The organism is Streptomyces violaceoruber, assembly GCF_033406955.1.
Lineage (GTDB): Bacteria > Actinomycetota > Actinomycetes > Streptomycetales > Streptomycetaceae > Streptomyces > Streptomyces violaceoruber.
Window position 1 is genome coordinate 3,472,019 of sequence record NZ_CP137734.1, and the last position, 21,754, is coordinate 3,493,772.

The following is a 21,754-nucleotide window of genomic DNA, read 5'->3' on the forward strand; positions in this document are numbered from 1 at the left end:
TACCGCACAACGATAACGGGTATAGATGCGCGGCCAAAAACCGAGCAGGTCAGACGCCGCGCGAGCGGGCGCCTGACCTGGTCGGAAGCAGTACGTCCAGAGGAGGACGAAGTACCGGTGGGGTACTAGTTCTTCTGGATCTGGTCGAAGCTCAGCTCGACCGGGGTCTCGCGGCCGAAGATCTCGACGAGGCCCTTGACCTTCTTCGAGTCGGCGTTGATCTCGTTGATCGTGGCCTGGAGGGTGGCGAAGGGGCCGTCGGTGACGGTGACCGAGTCGCCGACCTCGAAGTCCAGGACCTGGACCTCGACCTTGCGCTGCGGCGCCGGCTTGCCCTCGGCCTCGGCGGCCTCGCGGGCGGCCTTCTCCTCGGCCTCCGGGGCGAGCATCTTGACGATCTCGTCCAGCGTCAGCGGGTACGGGTCGTAGGCGTTGCCGACGAAGCCGGTGACGCCGGGGGTGTTGCGGACGACGCCCCAGGACTCGTTGGTGAGGTCCATGCGGACCAGCACGTAGCCGGGGAGCTTGTTCTGGCGGATCGTCTTGCGGTCGCCGTTCTTGATCTGGACGACCTCTTCCTGCGGCACCTCGGCCTGGAAGATGTAGTCCTCGACGTTGAGCGAGACGGCGCGCTGCTCGAGGTTGGTCTTCACGCGGTTCTCGTAACCGGCGTAGGTGTGGATGACGTACCACTCGCCGGGGAGGACGCGCAGCTCCTGGCGGAGCTTCTCGATCGGGTCGAGCTCGGGCTCCTCGGCCTCGGGCTCCTCCTCGGACTCCTCGGCTTCCGCCGCGTCTGCGTCGGCGTCGGCTTCGGCCTCGGTGGCCTCCGCGTCGGTCGCCTCGGCGGTCTCGTCCGCCTCCGCGTCCGTCGCGTCCTCGTCCGTCTCCGCGACGACCGTGTCGTCGGCAGCCTCGGCCTCGGCGGAGGCCTCGGTGTCCTCGTTGTCGGCGCCCTCGACGGTGCCGAGCTCGTCCTCGACGGACTCGACCGGCTCGATGGCGTCGTTCACGTTCGGGTCAGACACTGTGGCTGCTTCTTCCTGGATACATAGGGGTGGAACACGCGAAAGGGGCGCCGGGTACCTCGGCGCCCTTCGCTCTCGACTCAGCCGAAGACGTACTTGGCGGCGTGAGAGAAGCCATAGTCAATCAGAGTCACCAGGCCGATCATGATGACCACGAAGATGATCACCACGGTGGTGTACGTCGTCAGCTGGTTGCGACTGGGCCAGACGACCTTGCGCAGCTCCGCAACGATCTGGCGGTAGAAGAGCGCGAGCCGCTTCAGCGGGCCCTTCTTGCCTCGCTTGCCGCCCTTGCGGGACTTCTTGGAGTCCGGCGCCTCGTCCTGGGCATCAGGCATGTCGATGGAGCCCACGGCGTCCGTCACTCGTCCTCACCTGATTCCGGGTCGTGGCCGTGCCGCGCCCGGTTGGAGCCGCACGGCGGTGCATTGCTGTACGTACATGCGCACACATCCTGGCGATGGTGTGTGTAGCAGGGCCGGAGGGACTTGAACCCCCAACCGCTGGTTTTGGAGACCAGTGCTCTACCAATTGAGCTACGACCCTTTGTTCGTCCCCCAACGTACCGCATCCGCCCGGATGCTTGGTGTGCACCGGATGATCGCGGGCCGCTGAAGGCCAACGAGGTGAGAGTGTACGTGCTCACGGGCCGGGCGTCGAACAGAAAGCATGTCCGGACTGATGTTCAGGCCGGGGACCGGACTGGCGTTCAGGTCCTGGACCGGTCCGGTTCAGTCCGTGAAACCCCTGTGCCCGTGAGGTTTCCGGTCTGGAACGATGGGGTCATGAGCGCTGCAATCCCTCCCACCGAGCGCCGGGTCTCCGCCCGAGTCGGCGCGATCTCCGAGTCCGCGACCCTCGCCGTGGACGCCAAGGCCAAGGCCCTCAAGGCCGCCGGACGTCCCGTGATCGGCTTCGGCGCGGGTGAGCCCGACTTCCCGACGCCGGACTACATCGTCGAGGCCGCCGTCGAGGCGTGCAAGAACCCGAAGTTCCACCGCTACACGCCGGCCGGCGGGCTGCCCGAGCTGAAGGCCGCCATCGCCGCGAAGACGCTGCGCGACTCCGGCTACGAGGTCGACCCGTCGCAGATCCTCGTCACCAACGGCGGCAAGCAGGCCATCTACGAGGCGTTCGCCGCGATCCTCGACCCGGGCGACGAGGTCATCGTCCCGGCGCCGTACTGGACGACGTACCCGGAGTCGATCCGGCTGGCCGGCGGTGTGCCCGTCGAGGTCGTCGCCGACGAGACGACCGGCTACCGGGTGACGGTGGAGCAGCTGGAGGCGGCGCGCACCGAGAAGACCAAGGTCGTCCTGTTCGTGTCGCCGTCGAACCCGACGGGGGCGGTGTACGGCGAGGCCGAGACCGAGGCCATCGGCCGCTGGGCCGTCGAGCACGGGCTGTGGGTGCTGACCGACGAGATCTACGAGCACCTGGTGTACGGCGACGCCGTCTCCGTGTCCCTGCCGGCGCTGCTGCCCGAGCTGCGCGACAAGTGCATCGTGGTCAACGGCGTGGCGAAGACGTACGCGATGACCGGCTGGCGGGTCGGATGGGTCATCGGGCCGAAGGACGTCGTCAAGGCCGCGACCAACCTCCAGTCGCACGCCACGTCCAACGTGGCCAACGTGTCGCAGGCGGCGGCGCTGGCCGCGGTCTCCGGCAACCTGGACGCCGTGGCGAAGATGCGGGAGGCCTTCGACCGGCGCCGCCAGACGATCGTGCGGATGCTGAACGAGATCGACGGCGTGCTCTGCCCGGAGCCCGAGGGCGCGTTCTACGCCTACCCGTCGGTGAAGGCGCTGCTCGGCAAGGAGATCCGCGGCAAGCGTCCGCAGGACTCGGTCGAGCTGGCCGCGCTCATCCTGGAGGAGGCCGAGGTCGCGGTGGTGCCCGGTGAGGCGTTCGGCACGCCGGGGTACCTGCGGCTGTCGTACGCGCTCGGGGACGAGGACCTCGTCGAGGGCGTGAGCCGGATCCAGAAGCTGCTGGCGGAGGCGCGGGACTGACCCGTCCCGTTGTCCCGCGGGGCCACCCCTCAGCGTTGAGGGGTGGCCCTGTTTGTTTGTGCGAGCAAGACCACGTACGGGGAAAGTGCTGTCCGGCCGGGCGTGTCGTACGGCAGGATCACGGAATGGAGCGTGTACGTGATGTCTCTGAACTGCCCAAGGCCCATCTCCACCTGCACTTCACCGGGTCGATGCGGCCCACCACCCTGCTGGAGCTGGCCGACAAGCACGGGGTGCGGCTGCCCGAGACGCTGACCGAGGCCCTGGGCCGCGGGGAGTCGCCGAAGCTGCGGGCGACGGACGAGCGGGGCTGGTTCCGCTTCCAACGGCTGTACGACGCGGCGCGGTCGTGCCTGCAGACGCCGGAGGACATCCAGCGGCTGGTGCGGGAGGCCGCGGAGGAGGACCTGCGGGACGGGTCGGGGTGGCTGGAGATCCAGGTCGATCCGACGTCGTACGCGCCTCGGCTGGGCGGGCTGATTCCGGCGCTGGAGATCATCCTGGACGCGGTGGAGACGACCGTGCGGGACACCGGGATCGGGATGCGGGTGCTGGTCGCCGCGAACCGGATGAAGCATCCGCTGGACGCGCGGACGCTGGCGCGGCTGGCGGTGCGGTACGCGGAGCGGGGCGTGGTCGGGTTCGGGCTGTCGAACGACGAACGGCGCGGGATGGCGCGGGACTTCGACCGGGCGTTCGCGATCGCGCGGGACGGGGGGCTGCTGAGCGCGCCGCACGGGGGTGAGCTGACCGGTCCGGCGTCGGTGCGGGACTGCCTGGACGACCTGGAGGCGGACCGGATCGGGCACGGCGTGCGGGCGGCGGAGGATCCCCGGCTGCTGAAGCGGCTCGCGGACCGGCAGGTGACGTGCGAGGTGTGCCCGGCGTCGAACGTCGCGCTGGGCGTGTACGAGAAGCCGGAGGACGTGCCGCTGCGGAGGCTGTTCGAGGCGGGGGTGCCGATGGCGCTGGGCGCGGACGATCCGCTGCTGTTCGGGTCGAGGCTGGCCGCCCAGTACGAGATCGCGCGCGAGCACCACGGGTTCACGGACGCGGAGCTGGCGGAGCTGGCGCGTCAGTCGGTGCGGGGGTCGGCGGCGCCGGAGGAGGTGAAGGGGAAGCTGTTGGCGGGGGTGGACGACTGGCTTGTGGCGTAGGTGCGCGGGGTGCCTGCGGGTGCCTGCGGCGGCCTGTGCGGGTTCGGTGGGGGTGCACGTTGCGCGGCTTGTCCGGTGGGTGGGTCGGGGGCGCGTCGGGGGGTGTCCGTCCTCGGAACGGCGCGGAATCGGTCACTTGAAAAGGCTCGGGGCGTTGACGCGCCAACCGCTGCGGGCGGACACCCCCCGACACGCCCCCTCCTCGCCGTACGCGGCTCCCCCCCGCCCACACTCCGCATCCCCCGCCCCCGCCGTACGCGGCTGACCGTCCAATCCCGCTCAGCTGCGGGCAGTCGTGCCGCTGGGGCGGCACGGGTGGGCGCAGCGGCACCCCGCAACGCCGGGCCGCGTCACCCTCGCGCCCGCACCCACCCCGGGGGCCCCGGTAACGCCGGGCGCGCGACCTAACGGCGGCACGTGGCCGCGGGGCTACAGGGCGACGCCCACCGTCACCGGTTCGTTGACCAGCGTGACGCCGAAGGCCTCGTGGACCCCGGCGACGACCTCGCGGGCCAGCGCGAGCAGGTCCTCGGTCGTCGCCTCGCCGCGGTTGGTGAGCGCGAGGGTGTGCTTGGTGGAGATGCGCGCGGGGCCCGTGCCGTACCCCTTGGTGAAGCCCGCCTTGTCGATCAGCCAGGCCGCGGAGGTCTTGACCCGGCCCTCCCCGGCCGGGAAGGCGGGTGGCTCCACGGCGGCACCGAGGCGTCCGGCGACGCGGGAGCGGAACGCGGCGAACTCCTCGTCCGTGAGGATCGGGTTGGTGAAGAACGACCCGGCCGACCACGTGTCGTGGTCCTCCGGGTCCAGCACCATGCCCTTCCCGGCACGCAGCCTCAGCACCGTCTCCCGGGCGGCCGTCAGCGGCACCCGGTCGCCCGCCTCGACACCGAGGGCGCGGGCCGTCTCGGCGTACCGGAGGGGCGCGGAGAGCCCGTCGGCGTTCTCCAGCTCGAAGCGGACCCGCAGGACCACGTACCGCTCGGGCTCGGCCTTGAAGCGGCTGTGGCGGTAGGAGAAGGCGCAGTCCGCGTTGGAGAGGGCGACCGTCTCGCCGCTCCGGCGGTCGTACGCCGTGACCTCGGTGATCGTGGCGGACACCTCCTGGCCGTACGCGCCGACGTTCTGGATCGGGGTCGCGCCCGCCGAGCCGGGGATGCCGGCCAGGCACTCGACGCCCGCCAGGCCCGCCTCGACGGTGCGGGCGACCGCGTCGGTCCAGATCTCGCCGGCCGCCAGCTCCAGCGTCGTGCCGTCGAGGCGGAAGCCGCGCGTGGCGATGTGCAGGGCGGTGCCGTCGAAGCCCTTGTCGCCGATGACGAGGTTGGATCCGCCGCCGATGAGCAGCAGCGGGGTCCCGGTGTCGTCGGCCTCGCGGACGGCGGCGATCACCTCGGCGTCGGTGGTGGCCGTGAGCAGCCGGGTCGCGGGCCCGCCCAGGCGGAAGGTGGTCAGCGGGGCGAGGGGGGCGTCGTGGAGTTCCTGCACGGGCTCAAGAGTACGAGACGGCACCGACAGTCCGGGGTGGCGGGAAACGCGGGAACGCCCCGACCGGTCGGCCGGGACGTCGCGGCGTGTCCTCACGTCAGGCGCCTGCGCACCTCCGCCCAGCTGACCGGGAGCTCGTCGCTCGACGCCGGCCAGGAGGCGTACTTCGAGTCCCGCATCTGCGCCGACAGCCCGCGGGAGGCCGGTGCGTGGGTGCCGGAGCGGGCGAAGGTCTTGAGGGCCTCGGGCGACTCCCAGGCGGAGAGCGTCCAGAAGGTCCGTTTGAAGGGTTCGGCCTTCAGTGAGGCCCCGTACACTCCGGGCGCGCTGCCGACCTGCCGCCACACGCCGGGCGTGCGCACGAGGAACTTCAGCGCTCCCCACAGGGTGCGGGTCTCGAAGCGGGAGGCGAAGACGTGGACCTCGGTGGCGCGGGGAGGGTCGTTCGGCACGGTCCAGGGAAGGGTGGGCATGTCGTACTCCTCGCTCGATGCATGCTGTGCCGGGCGGTCAGTGGTGGGGCGTCGGTGCCGTCGTGGCGAGGGCCGGTTCGGTCTTCGGTTCGGTCTTCGGCGCGGCCGTGGGGCCGTCGGTGCGGCGGCGCGCCGGGATCGCCAGGGCCGCTATTCCGCCCAGGGCCACCAGCGCGGCACCCACGGCGATCGCCGGCCGTAGTCCGTCCACGAAGGTCTGCGCGGACTCGTAGCCGCCCTGCGCCGCGAAGATGGAGGACATGACGGCGATGCCGAGCGCGCCGCCCACCTCGCGCAGCGCGTTGTTGGCGCCGGAGGCGATGCCCTGCTCCTTCGCGGCGACGCTGGACATCACCAGGGCGGAGGCGGGGGCGAAGTAGAGGGCCATGCCGATTCCGCTGAGGATCAGACCGGGCAGCTGGACCGCGTAGGAGGCGTCGGCCATGATCACGGAGGCCAGGTAGCCGAGGCCGGCCGCCTGGAGGAAGAGTCCGGTCGCGACGACCGGGCGGCCTCCGATCCGGTCCGAGAGGAGGCCGGCGATCGGCGCTACCAGCATCGGCATGCCGGTCCAGGGCAGCATGCGCAGGCCCGCCTCGGTGGGCGAGTAGCCGAGCACGCCCTGCATGTACTGGCTCAGGAGGAAGATCGAGCCGAACATCCCCAGGAACATCAGCAGGCTCGCCGCGTTGACCCCGGCGAAGGCACGGGAGCGGAAGAGCCGCATGGGGAGCATGGGGTTCCGGGCACGGGTGCTGTAGAGGACGAAGCCGACGAGCAGCGCGGCCCCGGCGAACAGGGCGGTCAGCACCACGGAGCCGGTCCAGCCGTCGACGGGTCCGCGGACCAGGCCGTAGACGATGCCGAAGAGTCCGCCGCTGGCGAGCAGCGTGCCGGGTATGTCGAGCGGGGCGCCGGTGCCGTGCGACTCGGCGAGGCGGAGGCGGGCGAGGGGCAGCAGGGCCAGGCCCAGCGGAACGTTCAGCCAGAAGATCCACTGCCAGGAGATGTGCTCGGTGAGGCTGCCGCCGACCAGCGGGCCGGACGCCACGGCGAGCCCGTTGACGGCCCCCCAGATGCCGTACGCCATCCCGCGGCGTTCGGCGGGTACCGCGGCCGTGAGCAGGGTCAGCGTGAGCGGCATCATGATCGCCGCGCCGACGCCCTGCACCGCGCGGGCGGCGATGAGCGAGTCGATGCCGGGTGCCATGGCCGCGGCGGCGGACGCCCCGGTGAAGACGGTGAGGCCGACCAGGAAGAGCCTGCGGCGGCCGAAGCGGTCGCCGAGGGCCGCTCCGAACATCAGGAGGACGGCGAAGGTGAGCGTGTAGGCGCTCACGGTCCATTCCAGGTCGTGCAGCGCGCCGCCCAGGTCCTCGCGGATGGAGGGCAGGGCGGTGGTGACGACGAGGTTGTCCAGGGCCGCCATGAAGCCGGCGACGCTGGTGATGACGAGGGCCCAGGCGGCTCCCCCACCGCGGGTGTTCCGACGTGCTCCTTGCTGTGACATCTCTCCCCCAGAGGGTGTGCATGCACTTGCCGTGGATTTGATTAGTAATTGATGACTAACTTTTGTGGGCGCGCGGAAGCGGTCGTCGTTCCGTATGCGGGTGCCGCGCTCGTTCCTAGGCGTCCGCGTCCTGCGCGTCCGCGTCCTTCCGGCTCGGCTTGGCCTGTCCCGACTCGTAGATGCCGCCGTAGACGCGGTGGCCCGGCGGGAACCCCATGCCGACCAGGGTGTTGATCAGCATGCCGTAGGCCAGGAAGGTCGTCGTCTCGCCGATGTCCGCCCCCAGCGGCAGGTGCACGGTGTCCCAGATCTCGAGCCAGCCCTTGCGGACCATCTCGCCGAACTCGTGGTCCCCGGCCGCCTCGGCGGCGGCGACGGTGACGTACACCTGCAACTGCATCTGGAGCTTCTCGGGCTGGTCCGCGATCAGCTGCGAGTAGGCCTCGGCCATGGCGTGCAGGGCCTCTTCGCCGTGCAGGCCCTCGGACGCCTTCTCGAAGACCTCGCGGGTGTCCCGCAGACAGCGCTCCGCCACCGCGAGGAAGATCGCCTTCTTCCCCGGGAAGAGACGGAAGAGGTACGGCTGGGAGACCCCCACGCGCTTGGCGATGGTCTCCGTGGACGTGCCGTGATAGCCACCCCGGGCGAACTCGCTCGTCGCCGCACGGATGACGCTCTCGCGCCGCTCCTCTGCACTCATCCTGACCATGGAAGTAAGTTAGTACTCAATCACTAACTTCGTCAAGGACGATGTGCGCGGAGGGCGGTGCCGCGTCAGCGCGGGTGTCGCCGGACGACCCCGGCGAGCACCGTGTCGACCAGCTTGCCGACGGCCGCCGCGGCCGGCGGGTGGCCCGGGTCGCGGTCCGCGAACAGGAGATGACCTCCGCCGACGAGGGAGAGCGTGAGCGAGTCGATGTCGGCGTCGACCGAGATGCGGCCCCTCGCGCGCTCCTCCGACAGATAGGCGGAGACCGCGGCCGCGACCTGGGCGAGGATCGCGATGCCGCCACCGGGCACGGTCTGCCGCAGCCGTGCGCGCAGCTCGTCCCGGAAGGTGATGAGCGGAATGATCGCCACGGGGACCGGCCCGAACAGGGCGGTCAGCGCGCCGGTGAGGTTGTCCGCCACGGTGCCGGAGCCCACGGCCTCCCGCAGCGTCAGCGCCTGCGCGTCGAGTTGCGCGGCCCGGTCGAGCACGAGTGCGACGAGGAAGGCGTCGAAGTCCGCGAAGTGCCGGTGCAGGACGCCTTTGGCGCAGCCCGCCTCGTCCGTGACGGCCCGGCTGGTCAGCCCGTTCGGGCCGTCCCGCAGAAGCACGCGCTCGGCGGCGTCGAACAACTGCCGCCTCGCGTCGCGAAGATGCACTCCGGTCGGCACTGGCGGATCCCCTCTCGCGTGCTCGCTCATTGGCTTGTGGGCGTGCGCCCACTAAAGTGAACGCATGCCCACTCTATCTTCTCCGGAGCCCCCGGAGCAGCCACCGTCGCATCAGGCCCGGGAGACGGCCGAGTCCTTCGGTGCCGACGCGCAGCGCTACGACCGGGCCCGGCCGCCCTACCCCGACGCCCTCGTGACGCGAGTCGTCGCGGGGAGCCCGGGGACCGACGTCCTCGACGTCGGGTGCGGCACGGGCATCGCGGCCCGTCAGTTCCGGGCCGCCGGCTGCGCCGTACTCGGGGTCGAGCCGGACGCGCGGATGGCCGCCTTCGCCCGGGACCGCGGGCTGCCGGTCGAGGTGGCGGCCTTCGAGGCCTGGGACCCCGCCGGCCGGGCCTTCGACGCGGTGATCGCCGCCCAGTCGTGGCACTGGGTGGACCCGGCCGCCGGCGCCGTGAAGGCGGCCCAGGTGCTGCGTCCGGACGGGCGTCTGGCGATCTTCGGCCATGTGTACGAGCCGCCGGCCGAGGTGGCCGAGCCGTTCGCGGCCGCCTACCGTCGGGCGGCACCCGAATCGCCGTTCAGCGATCAGCCGGCGCGACGTCCGCTGGAGATGTACCTGGCGGGGTACGCGCAGATCGCCGACCGGATCCGCGCGTCCGGACGGTTCCACGAGCCGGAGCAGTGGCGGTTCGACTGGGAGCGGTCGTACACGCGCGACGAGTGGCTGGAGCTGCTCCCCACCACCGGCGGCCTCACCCGGCTCCGCCCCGGCCAACTGGCCGGAATACTGGACGCGGTCGGCCGCGCCGTCGACGCGCTGGGCGGCCGCTTCACGATGCGGTACACGACGCTGGCGACCACGGCGGTACGTGCCGACACCCGCTGACCGGCTCCCCCTGGCCTGGCGTGACGTGGGCCGGCCTGGCGTGGGCTGGCCTGGTGTGGCGTGGGCCGGCCAGGGGGTCGGTGGTGGGGTCGGGCGGCTGCCCGTCAGCCCAGTCGTACGACCGCGCGGGACATGCCGAGGACCTTCTGGCCGGCGCTGGTGGCCGTCAGGTCGACGCGGACGGTGTTGTCGTCGAGCTTGGCCGCCACCTTGCCGCTGACCTCGATCACGGCACCCCGGTCGTCGTTCGGGACGACGACGGGCCTGGTGAAGCGGACGCCGTACTCCACGACCGCGCCCGGATCGCCGGTCCAGTCGGTGACCACGCGGATCGCCTCGGCCATGGTGAACATGCCGTGCGCGATGACGTCGGGCAGGCCCACCTCCTTGGCGAACCTCTCGTTCCAGTGGATCGGGTTGAAGTCGCCGGAGGCGCCCGCGTACCGCACGAGCGTGGCGCGGTCCACGGGGAAGCTCTGCGCGGGCAGTTCGGTGCCGACCTCGACGTCGCTGTATGCGATCTTCGACTGCATCGCGCTCACGCCTCCTCGGCCGCGCGGGCCACGAGCTTGGTCCAGGCGGTCACGACGTGCTCGCCGGCCTCGTCGTGGACCTCGCCACGGATGTCCAGGATGTCGTTGCCGGCCATCGACTTGATCGCCTCGATGGTCGAGGTGACCGTGAGCCGGTCACCGGCCCGGACCGGGCGGGCGTAGGAGAACTTCTGGTCGCCGTGCACCACGCGGCTGTAGTCCAGCCCGAGCTGCGGGTCCTCGATGACCTGACCGGCCGCCTTGAACGTGATCGAGAACACGAAGGTCGGCGGGGCGATCACATCCGGATGACCGAGCGCCTTCGCGGCCTCCGCGTCGGTGTACGCCGGGTTGGCGTCCCCCACCGCCTCCGCGAACTCGCGGATCTTCTCCCGGCCCACCTCGTAGGGCGCGGTGGGCGGATAGCTCCGCCCCACGAACGACTGGTCGAGCGCCATGGGCTCGCAACCTCCTGCTGCTGCTCGTCATGCCTGGGACAACGACACGAGGCCGCCCCCAAACCTCGGGGACGGCCTCGTGTACGAGCCTGTTTCTATCGCGTTTCGCGGTGCGCGGTGTGCGCGTTGCAACGCGGGCAGTGCTTCTTCATCTCCAGTCGGTCCGGGTTGTTACGCCGGTTCTTCTTGGTGATGTAGTTCCGCTCCTTGCACTCCACGCAGGCCAGCGTGATCTTCGGGCGGACGTCGGTGGCAGCCACGTGAGTGCACTCCTTGACGAACGGATTGATGGTATTAACGCAAGAAAGAGTAGCCGATTGAAGGACCGACCCCGCAATCGGCTACTGAGAGTAGCGGTGACCGGACTTGAACCGGTGACACAGCGATTATGAGCCGCTTGCTCTACCGACTGAGCTACACCGCTGCGATGCGATCGGGCCCCGCCTTGCGACGGGAACTTCTCACACCAGAGCCCCAAAACGGAATCGAACCGTTGACCTTCTCCTTACCATGGAGACGCTCTGCCGACTGAGCTATTGGGGCGAGCGATGAAGACATTACACGGTCGCCCGCCGTTCGCCCAAATCCGTTTCGCCGACCCTGCCCCGTCCCGTCCCGACCGCACAGCGGGGCGGCCCGACCGCGCCGGACGGCACCGGTACGACTATTGCGCTCCTCCGCGCCACGGGCTGATCACCGTCCTAGGCTCGACTCACTCTGCGTGATCTTGCGTCCCCCACTGCGCAGTCCCGAGCCCAGAGGAGCGCGATGCCCGACAGCCAGCCGCAGCCGCCCCACTCGCCCTCCCCCTCGGACCCCGCCGACCGCGGCTCGCTCCTGCTCTGCGGGGCGCGGCTCACCGACGGCCGGAGCGTGGACGTACGGCTCCACGGCGGACGCATCGAGGCGGTCGGCACGGCCGGCAGCCTGTCCCCGGGCCGGGCGTCCGGTCCCGGCGGCCACCTGGACCTGGGCGGCTACCTGCTTCTGCCCGCCCCGGCCGATCCCCACGTCCACGCCGACACGGCGCTCACGGCCGACGTCCACGGCCCCGTCTCCTACGCCCCCGAGGACGTCCAGCGCCGGGCCACCGAGGCCGCCCTGCTCCAGTTGGCCCACGGCGCCACCGCGCTGCGGGCACACGTGCGGGTGGGCGACGTCGCGGGCCTGGGTGCGCTGACCGCCGTACTGCGGACCCGGCGCTCCCTGCGCGGCCTCGCCGAACTGAGCGCGGTGGCGATGCCGAGGGTGCTGACCGGGGTGGCCGGTGCCGACGGGCTGGCGATGCTGCGGGACGCGGTCAAGATGGGCGCGGACGTGGTGGGCGGGTGTCCGGACCTGGACCCCGATCCGGCGGGGTACGTGGAGACGGTCCTGGAGGTCGCCGCCGAGCACGGCTGCCCGGTCGACCTGCACACCGACGCCGCCGACCCGGCGCGGCTGGCCCGGCTGGCGGCCACGGCGGGCGGGTTGCGCCCGGGGGTCGCCATCGGCCCCTGCGACGGCCTGGGCCGGCTGCCCGCCGAGGCGGCCTCCCGGGCCGCGGACCAGCTCGCGGCGGCCGGTGTGACCGTGGTCTGCCTGCCGCAGGGCGCCTGCGGGACGGTGGACCATCCCGACGGCACGGCACCGGTACGGCTGCTGCGGGCGGCCGGGGTGCGGCTCGCCGCCGGGAGCGGCGCGCTGCGGGACGTGTCCAACCCGGTCGGGCGCGGCGACCCCCTGGAGGCGGCGTACCTGCTGGCCTCACGGCACGGGCTGCGCCCCGAGGAGGCGTACGACGCGGTGAGCGCGGCGGCACGGTCGGCCCTCGGCCTGCCGGAGGTGCGGGTGGAGGCGGGCTTCCCGGCCGAACTGGTCGCCGTACGGGGGGACCGGCTGGCGGGTGCGCTGTCACTGGCGTACAGCCGGATCGTCGTGCACCGGGGGCGCGTGGTGGCGCGGACCAGCGCGGTGCGGGAGTACGGCGATTCGACCACCGCGTCCGACCTGGGGCTGCCGCGGCAGGGGGGTGCGGGGCGGGGACGGCGTGACGGGCGTGGCGGACCTGACCGGCGTGGGGACCCGGGCTGAGGACGGCCGGGGCCGAGGATGGCCGGGCGGAGGGCGGACGACCCGGCGCCGGGGCGACCGAAGCCGTGCGGCGCGGGCGGTCGTCGGGGCGTACGGTCGGAGACATGCGCATTGTCATCGCTGGTGGTCATGGTCAGATCGCGTTGCGGCTGGAGCGGTTGCTCGCCGCGCGCGGTGACGAGGTGGCGGGCATCGTCCGCAAGGCCGAACAGGCCGACGATCTGCGGGCGGCGGGCGCCGAACCGGTCGTGCTGGACCTGGAGTCGGCCTCGGTCGAGGAGGTGGCGGAGCGGCTGCGGGGCGCGGACGCGGCGGTCTTCGCGGCGGGGGCGGGGCCCGGCAGCGGGGTGGCCCGCAAGGACACGGTGGACAAGGCGGCGGCGGTCCTCTTCGCGGGCGCGGCGGTCCGGGCGGGCGTCCGGCGCTTCCTGATCGTGTCGTCCATGGGTGCCGACCCGGGGCACCAGGGGGACGAGATCTTCGACGTCTACCTGCGCGCCAAGGGCGAGGCCGACGCGTACGTCAGCTCGCTGGACGCCCTGGACTGGACGATCCTGCGCCCCGGCGCCCTGACGGACGACGCGGGTACGGGCCTGGTGCGTTTGGAGGCGCACACCGGCCGCGGCCCCGTTCCGCGCGACGACGTCGCCGCGGTCCTGGCCGAACTGGTCGACACCCCGGCCACGAACGGCCTGACCCTGGAGCTGATCAGCGGCTCGGCGCCCGTGTCGGTGGCGGTGAAGTCGGTGGCGGGGAACTGAGGGCCGCTAGAAGAGGGGCAGCTGTCCGGGGAAGTCGGCGACGACGTACCCGTCCAAGGACGGCTGCGCCGCACCGAGTTGCGCCGACCGACGCGAGCCCGGACAGGACACCAGCTCACCGCTCCCCCGCGCACCGGGGGGATCGTGGCGCGCGTACCGCCCCGCGACGACGGCGATCTCGCGACGGCACTCTGGGCAGGTTCTGCGACGGGAGGACGAGGCGGCCATGCCACCAGTCTGCCCCGCCGGACCGACATCGTGAGCCGCGCTCACGGCGCTTGATAAACGGTGCTTCCTCAACGGCGTTTGCGGCCGAAGCGACGTTTACCCTTGTCCGACTTCCGGCCAGTCAGCTGCTGTGCCTCATGCGTCCTTCCCATCGCGATCAATACGGTGGCGAGGTTCCGGGTGGCAAGCTCAGTCTTGGGGTGCTTCGCACCGAAGTGGCGTACGTAGCTGGCTCGTACTTCCTTCAAAAGTCCGGCTGCCTCCGGGTATTGACGGAGGGAATGCAGGGTGCTGGCGAAGTTGCTGGCGGAAGCGAGTGTGTCGGGATGGTCCTCACCCAGAACACGACGACAGCGCTCAAGAACATCCTCGTGCATGCGACGCGCCTCTACATGCTTCCGCAAGGCGTTCAGGGTAGTGGCAAGGTTGCTGGCGGAAGCGAGGGTGCTGGGATGGTCCTCACCCAGAACACGACCACGACGCTCAAGAACATCCTCGTGCATGCGACGCGCCTCCACATGCTCCCCCAAGGCGTCCAGGGTAGTGGCAAGCTTGCTGGCGGAACTGAGCGTGTTGGGATGGTCCTCACCCAGAACACGACCACGACGCTCAAGAACATCCTCCTGCATGCGACGCGCCTCCACATGCTCCCCCAAGGCGTCCAGGCTAGTGGCAAGGTTGCTGGCGGAAGCGAGGGTGCTGGGATGGTCCTCACCCAGAACACGACCACGACGCTCAAGAACATCCACATTCATGCGACGCGCCTCCACATGCTCCCCCAGAGTGTTCAGGAGACCGGCGAGGTTGTGGGCGGAATTAAGTGTGTCGGGATGATCCTCACCCAGAACACGACGACGACGCGCAAGAACATCCTCGTGCATGCGACGCGCCTCCACGTACTCTCCCGATTCGTTCAGGATGCTGGCGAGGTTGCCCGCGGAAGTGAGCGTGTCGGGATGATCCTCACCCAGAACACGACGACGACGCGCAAGAACATCCTCCTGCACGCGGCGCGCCTCCACAGTCTCCCCCAGGAGAGACATGTTGGTGGACGCATCGTTGGCCGAGTGGAGGGTTTCGGGGTGATCCGCCCCCAGAACACGACGACGACGGACAAGGGTGTCCTCGATGATGAGATGGCCTTTGGCGTAGTCGCCCAGTTCGACAGTCGCGTGCCCCAGGAACTGTGCACAGGTGAGGGTGTCGGGGTGGTCCGGACCCAGGTCGGTGCTCCAGGCCTGGTGCAGCGCCGCGCTGAGGTCGTGGGCGGCGCGTGGCAGGCCGCTGCAGATGAGGAAGTGAGCCGCTTTCGAGAACGTGGCGCGCAGTGCGGCCTGGTGGGCGAGCGCCGTGGTGACGTGGGGAGCGGTGAGGTGGGCGGTGAGAGAGGCCCACGCCGGCCAGTCGGCGGGAGATCGCGGGTCGCCCGGGTCGACCGCGGCCAGGACGGCGGTGACGTCGTCGCGGATCGCGACGACCGGGTCGGGACCGGTCTGGGTGCGCAGGATGGCCTGGGTCAGCCGGTGGATCTGGAAGGCGTCGTAGTCGGTGCGGGCCAGTCCGAAACGGCCGAGGGGCTGGAGGGCGTTGCGCAGCCACATCGGGTCGTCGGGGTCGCCGGGGATGGTGGCCAGTCGGGGGCGGGCCGTCTCCAGCCAGGCGGTGGGGATGGGTTCGGGGCCGAGGAACGCACCGAGGCGGAGCAGAGCGACGGCGTCCGCGTGGCCGTCGTCCGCGAGGCGGGTGACGGCGATGCCGACCGTGGCGGCCAGCGGCGCGGGATGGTCACGGACGTCGCTCTCCTGGAGGAGGCGTGCGGTGTCCGTGGTCAGAAGCCGGCGGTAGCGGTCCAGGGTCATGCCGCTGCGCAGGACTCCCGAAGCCTGGGCGAGCGCGAGGGGCAGGTCGCCGAGGTCCTGCGCCAGGAGATCGGCGTGCTCGGTGGTCATTCCCGAGATGCGGCCCTTGAGGTAGGCGAGGGAGTCGGTGCGGGTGAAGACGTCCAGGTCGCTCTGGTGGGCGATCCCGTGCCAGTCGGGGTTGCGTGAGGTGATCAGAACGTGGCCCGGGCCCTCGGGGAGCCAGGGCTCGATCTGATCGGGGTGTTCGGCGTTGTCGAGAACGAGGAGCCAGCGGTGCCGCGTCCGCAGGTGCTGGAGGAGGGCACGGGCGTTGGGTTCGGAGCCGGCGTCGGACTTGGCCACGCCGAGGCGGTCGGCGAGTTCGGTGTAGCGGACGGGCAACTGGTCGGCCTGTTCGGCATCGACCCACCACACGAGGTCGTACTGGCTGGCGAAGCGGTGGGCGTATTCCAGGGCGATCTGGGTCTTGCCGATGCCGCCCATGCCGTGGAGCGCCTGGACCACTGCTTGGCGTCCGCTGAGCAGCCCGGTACGAAGCTGCCCCATGACCGTCTCGCGGCCGGAGAAGTCGGGGTTGCGGCGACGGACGTTCCACACCTCGGGCAGGCCGACGCTGCTGGGCAGTCGCGGGCGCTGTGCATCGGGTGCCGTAGGCGCGTCGGCGGAGGCGGCGCCGGGGAAGTCGACCGGACCGGTAGGGGGAACCGGTCCGTGGACGGCTTCGAGCAGGGCAGATGTGGCGGCGGCCTCGTCCAGCCTGTGAACGTCTGTGCGCAGTGTCCCGGCCAGCAGGGCGGGGATGTCGTCGTCGTTCAGGAGCTCGATCGCCACCGGAACGAGGCGCCCCCGCAGGGCCACGGCGGCCGACCACTCTTCCCTGGTCCATCGTTTGGGTTCGAAGTAGTGCCTGGAGAACAGGGCCACCACCGCGTCGGCCTTGCCGAGAGCCAGGTTCATCTTCTGGACGAAGTCGTCACCGGTGCGCCAGTGCCACCGGTCCAGCTCGACCTGGTGCCCGGCCTGCTGGAGCTGCCAGCCGGCCCACTCCGCCCAGGCCTGGTCCGGGCCTGCGTAGCTGAGAAAGATACGTTGCGTGGTGTCGGTCACCGCTGCCCCCGAATCCCCTGACGCTCACAACGTGGAGCACGGAACATGATCCCGCGTACACCGTGGGCAAGGGCAGAGAACGCCGAGATCCCGTGGGCACCGAGAACGACGAAAGGGTCTGTGATCAGCATTGCTGCTGGTCACAGACCCTTTCGGTCGTGTGGCGGCGCCAGGATTCGAACCTGGGAAGGCTGAGCCGGCAGATTTACAGTCTGCTCCCTTTGGCCGCTCGGGCACACCGCCGGGGTTTGCTGCTCGTCGAACCGCTCTTCGGCGGCGCTCCGTAGCAACGACGTAAACAATACCTGATGCGGAGGGGTGCTTCGCCACCCGATTGATCGCCGCTCGGATCGCGGCGGGTGGCTAGGCTTGTCCGGATGCGGCCGAGGACCCCGCGGGGCCCGGCGGCCGCCGACGTATGCCGGTACGGACCCGATACGCGGCCCGACACGCACCCAGATACAAGGAGCCACAGGACATGGCCGACTCCAGTTTCGACATCGTCTCGAAGGTCGAGCGGCAGGAGGTCGACAACGCCCTCAACCAGGCCGCCAAGGAGATCTCGCAGCGCTACGACTTCAAGGGCGTGGGCGCCTCGATCTCGTGGTCCGGGGAGAAGATCCTCATGGAGGCCAACTCCGAGGACCGGGTGACCGCGGTCCTCGACGTCTTCCAGTCCAAGCTGATCAAGCGCGGCATCTCGCTCAAGGCACTGGACGCGGGCGAGCCCCAGCTCTCCGGCAAGGAGTACAAGATCTTCGCGTCGATCGAGGAGGGCATTTCCCAGGAGAACGCGAAGAAGGTGGCCAAGCTGATCCGCGACGAGGGCCCCAAGGGCGTGAAGGCCCAGGTGCAGGGCGAGGAGCTGCGGGTCTCGTCGAAGAGCCGGGACGACCTGCAGACCGTGATCTCTCTGCTGAAGGGCCAGGACTTCGACTTCGCGCTGCAGTTCGTCAACTACCGGTGAGCCGCTGAGCGGGCGACGCGGTGGCGCGTAGGCCTTCGTTGACGGAAAAGGGTGGGCGTCCCGGCGGTGCCCACCCTTTCCCGTCCGGTCCTCGCGCGTTCAGTCGCGCGAGTTGCCGAACAGGAGCCGGTAGGCGACCAGGAGCACCAGCGAACCGCCGATCGCCGCCGCCCAGGTGGCGCCGTCGTAGAAGTCCTTGCTGATCGGGTGGTCCAGCCAGCGGGCCGATATCCAGCCGCCGAGGAAGGCGCCCGCGATGCCGATGAGGGTGGTGCCGATGAGCCCTCCGGGGTCGCGGCCCGGCAGCAGGAACTTGGCGATGGCTCCGGCCAGCAGTCCGAGGATGATCCAGCTGATGACGGTCATGCCGTGACCCTGCCCTTTCTTCCTGTGCCCACACTGTGCCAGTGCTGCGGGCCCGTTCCTCCGCGGTGTTCATGTCCTCTTGGTGGAGAGGACGTTCCGACCGCGCCGGGTGGTTGCGCTGATCAGTAGGGTGCGACCCATGACACCTGCGGGTTCGGAGCTGCGTCGCACTCTCGGCCTGGGCGACGCCGTCGTCGTCGGACTCGGTTCGATGATCGGCGCCGGGATCTTCGCCGCCCTGGCACCGGCGGCCGGCGCCGCCGGCTCGGGTCTGCTCCTCGCCCTCGCCGGGGCAGCCGTCGTCGCCTACTGCAATGCCCTGTCGTCGGCCCGGCTGGCCGCCCGCTATCCGGCCTCGGGCGGCACCTACGTCTACGGGCGCGAACGGCTCGGGGAGTTCTGGGGCTATCTCGCGGGCTGGTCCTTCATCGTCGGGAAGACGGCCTCCTGTGCCGCCATGGCGCTCACTGTGGGCGCGTACGTCTGGCCGGAGCAGGCGCACACCGTGGCGGTCGCCGCCGTGGTGGCGCTGACCGCGGTGAACTACGGCGGCATCCAGAAGTCCGCCTGGCTGACGCGGGTGATCGTGGCGGTGGTTCTCGCTGTCCTCGCTTCCGTGGTGGTGGTGTGCCTCGGGTCCGGGCGGTCCGACGCCGGGCGGCTGGACATCGGCTTGTCGGGCGGAGCGGGCGGGGTCCTTCAGGCGGCCGGTCTGCTGTTCTTCGCGTTCGCGGGGTACGCGCGCATCGCGACGCTCGGCGAGGAGGTGCGGGACCCGCGGCGCACCATTCCGCGCGCGATCCCTCTGGCGCTGGGCCTCACCCTGGCGGTGTACGGGTGTGTCGCGGTGGCTGTCCTTTCCGTGCTGGGTCCGGTCGGTCTGGGGCAGGCGACGGCACCCCTGGCCGACGCGGTACGGACGGCCGGCCTGCCGGGGCTGGTGCCGGTCGTGCGGGCGGGCGCCGCCGTGGCCGCGCTGGGTTCGCTGCTGGCGCTGATCCTGGGCGTCTCCCGGACGACGCTGGCCATGGCCAGAGACCGTCATCTGCCCCAGGCGCTGGCCGCGGTGCACCCGCGTTTCCAGGTACCGCACCGGGCGGAGCTGGCCGTGGGCGCGGTGGTCGCGGTCCTGGCCGCGACGGTGGACGTGCGTGGGGCGATCGGCTTCTCCTCCTTCGGTGTGCTGGTGTACTACGCGGTGGCCAACGCGTCGGCCTGGACGCTCGACCCGTCGAGGTTGTCGCGGGTCGTACCGGCGCTGGGGCTGATCGGGTGCGTGGTGCTCGCGTTCTCGCTTCCGGCGGTGTCGGTCGTCGTGGGAGTGGGTGTGCTGGCGGTGGGTGTGGTGGCGTACGGGGTGCGGGGGCAGCAAGTCCCGCGGTGAAGGGCGACGCGGGCCGCGATGGCCGCGCGTCGGCGCCTCGGGGTGCGTGCTGACGGGCGGGGCTCGGCCGGCCTCCGCTCAGGACGCCGGTGCGGGCGACGTGCCGGTCGGGACGGGCCGTCTTCCGGTGCGCAGGGGGAGGTCGGTCCACGGCGACGGTTCCGGGCCCTCGCTGGTCTCCTCGTACCAGCCCGTGCCCTCGGTCCAGATGCGCAACCAGTCGGCGAGGCTCGGGGCGTCGACGTACCAGGCATGGTCGACGTCGCCCGCGTTGGGCTCGAAGAGGAGGACGGTGGCCTGCGGGGTGCGGCAGTCGACGCACGCGTACATCGCGCAACCCCAGTGGGATATGGGCAGGACGCCCTCGGGCCAGGGCCAGTCGGGGTCCTTCGCGCCGCTGTCCCGGTTGGCCAGGTACTGGGCAACGGCGGCGGGCTCGCCCGAGGGGTCGTGGTCGAGCAGCGGCAACAGGCCGTATTCCGGGCCGAATCCGCCGTCTCCTATGCGCAGGTACAGCTCGGTGAGCAGGGCGGGGAGGGGAAAGCCCAGGGCGGCCTCGGCGCGGGCCGGCGCCTCCCCGTCCACGGGCTCGGGCAGGGAACTCCAGCCCCACGGTCGGGTGCTCCGTGCCTTGGCGGCCACCCTTTCCAGCAACTGCTCGCTCTCGGTCATGGATTCATGATGCAGGCCGCCACTGACATCCGGGCGGGCCTGTGGACAACCCGGAAGCTGTGGACAACGAGGGCCACGAGGGCCCACGAAGGCCCTCTTACCAACCGGTCCGCTGGGTCGCTGCCGCGGCGGTGAACGGCTGGTCCGTGCGCACGATCTCGCGGCCCAGTGGGAGCAGGGAGACGGGGATCAGCTTGAAGTTGGCGATGCCGAGCGGGATGCCGATGATCGTGACGCACAGCGCGATGCCGGTGACGATGTGGCCGAGGGCCAGCCACCAGCCGGCGAGGACGAGCCACAGCACGTTCCCGATGCACGAGGGTGCTCCGGCCCCGCGCCGCTCGACCGTCGTGTACCCGAAGGGCCACAAGGCGTAGACGCCGATGCGGAAGGCCGCTATGCCGAAGGGGATGCCGATGATCGTGATGCAGAGGAGCGCGCCCGCGAGCAGGTAGCCGAGGAACAGCCAGAAGCCGCTGAGCAAGAGCCAAATGACGTTGAGGATGGTCTTCACTGCTGACGACCTGCCATCTTTTCGAGTCGGGCGATTCGCTCCGCCATGGGCGGATGGGTCGAGAACATCTTCGAGATCCCCTGTCCCGGGCGGAAGGGGTTGGCGATCATCATGTGGCTGGCGGTCTCGAGCCGGGGCTCCGGTGGCAGCGGAAGCTGCTTGGTGCCGAGTTCCAGCTTCCGCAGGGCGCCGGCCAGGGCGAGCGGGTCACCGGTCAGCTGGGCGCCGGAGGCGTCGGCCTCGTACTCCCGGGAGCGGCTGATCGCCAGTTGGATGACGGTGGCGGCGAGTGGTCCGAGCAGCATGATGAGGAGCATGCCCAGCAGACCGGGTCCGTCATCGTCGTTGGACCGTCCGACCGGGATCAGCCAGGCGAAGTTGACCAGGAACATGATCACCGAGGCGAGGGCGCCGGCGACGGAGGAGATCAGGATGTCGCGGTTGTAGACGTGGCTCAGTTCGTGCCCGATCACGCCGCGCAGTTCGCGCTCGTCCAGCAGGCGCATGATGCCCTCGGTGCAGCACACGGCCGCGTTGCGCGGGTTGCGGCCGGTCGCGAAGGCGTTCGGGGCGTCCGTCGGCGAGATGTACAGGCGGGGCATCGGCTGCCGGGCCTGGGTGGAGAGCTCGCGGACCATGCGGTACAGCGCCGGGGCCTCGAACTCGCTGACCGGGCGCGCACGCATCGCGCGCAGGGCGAGCTTGTCGCTGTTCCAGTACGCGTACGCGTTGGTGCCCAGGGCGACGAGGACGGCGACGACGAGCCCCGCTCGGCCGAAGAAGCTGCCGATGACGATGATGAGCGCGGACAGTCCCCCGAGGAGAACTGCGGTCCTGAGCCCGTTGTGCCGGCGGTGCACGGTACGCCCTCCAAGTCGTGCAGCAGGGGAACCCT

The 21,754-nt window shown here is 70.8% G+C and carries 23 protein-coding genes and 4 tRNA genes; 7 read left to right on the plus strand and 20 right to left on the minus strand.

The window, feature by feature from the left end; genetic code table 11:
* Nucleotides 1-125 precede the first annotated feature (125 nt).
* From nusG to R2E43_RS15270, 3 genes are all read right to left on the minus strand, one after another.
* Nucleotides 126-1,028, minus strand: a complete 903-nt coding sequence (gene nusG, locus R2E43_RS15260) for a transcription termination/antitermination protein NusG (RefSeq protein ID WP_011029791.1) — start codon at nt 1,026-1,028, stop codon at nt 126-128.
* Nucleotides 1,029-1,108: 80 nt separating this feature from the next.
* Complete coding sequence (secE, locus tag R2E43_RS15265) at nt 1,109-1,393, minus strand: preprotein translocase subunit SecE (protein ID WP_003974317.1); 285 nt, start codon at nt 1,391-1,393, stop codon at nt 1,109-1,111.
* A 108-nt stretch (nt 1,394-1,501) separates the two neighbouring features.
* A tRNA-Trp gene (locus R2E43_RS15270) sits at nt 1,502-1,574 on the minus strand.
* 239 nt (nt 1,575-1,813) lie between these two features.
* Between R2E43_RS15270 and R2E43_RS15275 the strand changes: the two genes are divergently transcribed.
* Nucleotides 1,814-3,040: a pyridoxal phosphate-dependent aminotransferase gene (locus R2E43_RS15275; RefSeq protein WP_011029790.1), complete on the plus strand. Its 1,227-nt coding sequence runs from the start codon at nt 1,814-1,816 to the stop codon at nt 3,038-3,040.
* 125 nt (nt 3,041-3,165) lie between these two features.
* Nucleotides 3,166-4,197, plus strand: coding sequence for an adenosine deaminase (locus tag R2E43_RS15280; protein ID WP_003974319.1), 1,032 nt, complete (start codon nt 3,166-3,168; stop codon nt 4,195-4,197).
* A 429-nt stretch (nt 4,198-4,626) separates the two neighbouring features.
* Here the strand turns inward: R2E43_RS15280 and R2E43_RS15285 are convergent, their stop codons facing one another.
* The 5 genes from R2E43_RS15285 to R2E43_RS15305 form a co-directional block, all read right to left on the minus strand.
* Nucleotides 4,627-5,682, minus strand: coding sequence for a UDP-N-acetylmuramate dehydrogenase (locus R2E43_RS15285; RefSeq protein WP_161270166.1), 1,056 nt, complete (start codon nt 5,680-5,682; stop codon nt 4,627-4,629).
* Between the two features lie 92 nt (nt 5,683-5,774).
* A complete protein-coding gene (locus R2E43_RS15290) occupies nt 5,775-6,155 on the minus strand; it encodes a hypothetical protein (RefSeq protein WP_030873085.1) in 381 nt (126 codons plus the stop codon).
* A gap of 37 nt (nt 6,156-6,192) precedes the next feature.
* Nucleotides 6,193-7,665: an MFS transporter gene (locus R2E43_RS15295; RefSeq protein WP_011029787.1), complete on the minus strand. Its 1,473-nt coding sequence runs from the start codon at nt 7,663-7,665 to the stop codon at nt 6,193-6,195.
* Nucleotides 7,666-7,780: 115 nt separating this feature from the next.
* Nucleotides 7,781-8,374, minus strand: coding sequence for a TetR/AcrR family transcriptional regulator (locus R2E43_RS15300; protein WP_003974323.1), 594 nt, complete (start codon nt 8,372-8,374; stop codon nt 7,781-7,783).
* 65 nt (nt 8,375-8,439) lie between these two features.
* Nucleotides 8,440-9,045: a TetR/AcrR family transcriptional regulator gene (locus R2E43_RS15305; RefSeq protein ID WP_332056282.1), complete on the minus strand. Its 606-nt coding sequence runs from the start codon at nt 9,043-9,045 to the stop codon at nt 8,440-8,442.
* Nucleotides 9,046-9,109: 64 nt separating this feature from the next.
* Here R2E43_RS15305 and R2E43_RS15310 point away from each other — a divergent pair, with 64 nt between their 5' ends.
* Nucleotides 9,110-9,934, plus strand: coding sequence for a class I SAM-dependent methyltransferase (locus R2E43_RS15310; RefSeq protein WP_136207509.1), 825 nt, complete (start codon nt 9,110-9,112; stop codon nt 9,932-9,934).
* Nucleotides 9,935-10,038: 104 nt separating this feature from the next.
* Here R2E43_RS15310 and R2E43_RS15315 read toward each other — a convergent pair whose 3' ends face one another.
* From R2E43_RS15315 to R2E43_RS15335, 5 genes are all read right to left on the minus strand, one after another.
* On the minus strand, nt 10,039-10,467 hold the full coding sequence (locus tag R2E43_RS15315; RefSeq protein WP_011029785.1) for a MaoC family dehydratase: 429 nt from the start codon (nt 10,465-10,467) through the stop codon (nt 10,039-10,041).
* 5 nt (nt 10,468-10,472) lie between these two features.
* Complete coding sequence (locus R2E43_RS15320; protein ID WP_003974327.1) at nt 10,473-10,925, minus strand: MaoC family dehydratase N-terminal domain-containing protein; 453 nt, start codon at nt 10,923-10,925, stop codon at nt 10,473-10,475.
* A 95-nt stretch (nt 10,926-11,020) separates the two neighbouring features.
* On the minus strand, nt 11,021-11,185 hold the full coding sequence (gene rpmG / locus R2E43_RS15325) for a 50S ribosomal protein L33 (protein ID WP_003948671.1): 165 nt from the start codon (nt 11,183-11,185) through the stop codon (nt 11,021-11,023).
* Between the two features lie 91 nt (nt 11,186-11,276).
* A tRNA-Met gene (locus tag R2E43_RS15330) sits at nt 11,277-11,349 on the minus strand.
* A gap of 46 nt (nt 11,350-11,395) precedes the next feature.
* Nucleotides 11,396-11,468, minus strand: a tRNA-Thr gene (locus tag R2E43_RS15335).
* 225 nt (nt 11,469-11,693) lie between these two features.
* Between R2E43_RS15335 and R2E43_RS15340 the strand changes: the two genes are divergently transcribed.
* Nucleotides 11,694-12,998, plus strand: a complete 1,305-nt coding sequence (locus R2E43_RS15340) for an amidohydrolase family protein (RefSeq protein WP_319123462.1) — start codon at nt 11,694-11,696, stop codon at nt 12,996-12,998.
* Nucleotides 12,999-13,102: 104 nt separating this feature from the next.
* The gene (locus R2E43_RS15345) at nt 13,103-13,759 is read left to right on the plus strand and encodes an SDR family oxidoreductase (RefSeq protein WP_332056283.1); all 657 of its coding nucleotides are present in this window, start codon (nt 13,103-13,105) and stop codon (nt 13,757-13,759) included.
* A gap of 6 nt (nt 13,760-13,765) precedes the next feature.
* Here the strand turns inward: R2E43_RS15345 and R2E43_RS15350 are convergent, their stop codons facing one another.
* From R2E43_RS15350 to R2E43_RS15360, 3 genes are all read right to left on the minus strand, one after another.
* Complete coding sequence (locus tag R2E43_RS15350; protein ID WP_247703622.1) at nt 13,766-13,987, minus strand: hypothetical protein; 222 nt, start codon at nt 13,985-13,987, stop codon at nt 13,766-13,768.
* Between the two features lie 68 nt (nt 13,988-14,055).
* Nucleotides 14,056-16,956 carry an FxSxx-COOH system tetratricopeptide repeat protein gene (gene fxsT / locus R2E43_RS15355; protein ID WP_332056284.1) on the minus strand — a complete coding sequence of 967 codons (2,901 nt, stop codon included), beginning with the start codon at nt 16,954-16,956 and terminating at the stop codon, nt 14,056-14,058.
* Nucleotides 16,957-17,117: 161 nt separating this feature from the next.
* Nucleotides 17,118-17,199 (minus strand) — tRNA-Tyr (locus R2E43_RS15360).
* A 235-nt stretch (nt 17,200-17,434) separates the two neighbouring features.
* Between R2E43_RS15360 and R2E43_RS15365 the strand changes: the two genes are divergently transcribed.
* Complete coding sequence (locus R2E43_RS15365; RefSeq protein WP_003974333.1) at nt 17,435-17,923, plus strand: YajQ family cyclic di-GMP-binding protein; 489 nt, start codon at nt 17,435-17,437, stop codon at nt 17,921-17,923.
* 99 nt (nt 17,924-18,022) lie between these two features.
* Here the strand turns inward: R2E43_RS15365 and R2E43_RS15370 are convergent, their stop codons facing one another.
* Complete coding sequence (locus R2E43_RS15370) at nt 18,023-18,289, minus strand: GlsB/YeaQ/YmgE family stress response membrane protein (protein WP_003974334.1); 267 nt, start codon at nt 18,287-18,289, stop codon at nt 18,023-18,025.
* A gap of 139 nt (nt 18,290-18,428) precedes the next feature.
* Here R2E43_RS15370 and R2E43_RS15375 point away from each other — a divergent pair, with 139 nt between their 5' ends.
* Complete coding sequence (locus R2E43_RS15375) at nt 18,429-19,673, plus strand: APC family permease (RefSeq protein ID WP_121710202.1); 1,245 nt, start codon at nt 18,429-18,431, stop codon at nt 19,671-19,673.
* Nucleotides 19,674-19,751: 78 nt separating this feature from the next.
* Here R2E43_RS15375 and R2E43_RS15380 read toward each other — a convergent pair whose 3' ends face one another.
* From R2E43_RS15380 to htpX, 3 genes are all read right to left on the minus strand, one after another.
* A complete protein-coding gene (locus R2E43_RS15380; RefSeq protein WP_093456776.1) occupies nt 19,752-20,345 on the minus strand; it encodes an SMI1/KNR4 family protein in 594 nt (197 codons plus the stop codon).
* A gap of 97 nt (nt 20,346-20,442) precedes the next feature.
* Entirely contained in the window at nt 20,443-20,859 is a 417-nt protein-coding gene (locus R2E43_RS15385) for a YccF domain-containing protein (protein ID WP_011029761.1), read from the minus strand.
* On the minus strand, nt 20,856-21,719 hold the full coding sequence (htpX, locus tag R2E43_RS15390; RefSeq protein ID WP_003974338.1) for a zinc metalloprotease HtpX: 864 nt from the start codon (nt 21,717-21,719) through the stop codon (nt 20,856-20,858). Before htpX ends, R2E43_RS15385 begins: the two co-directional genes overlap by 4 nt.
* Between the last annotated feature and the right edge of the window lie 35 nt (nt 21,720-21,754).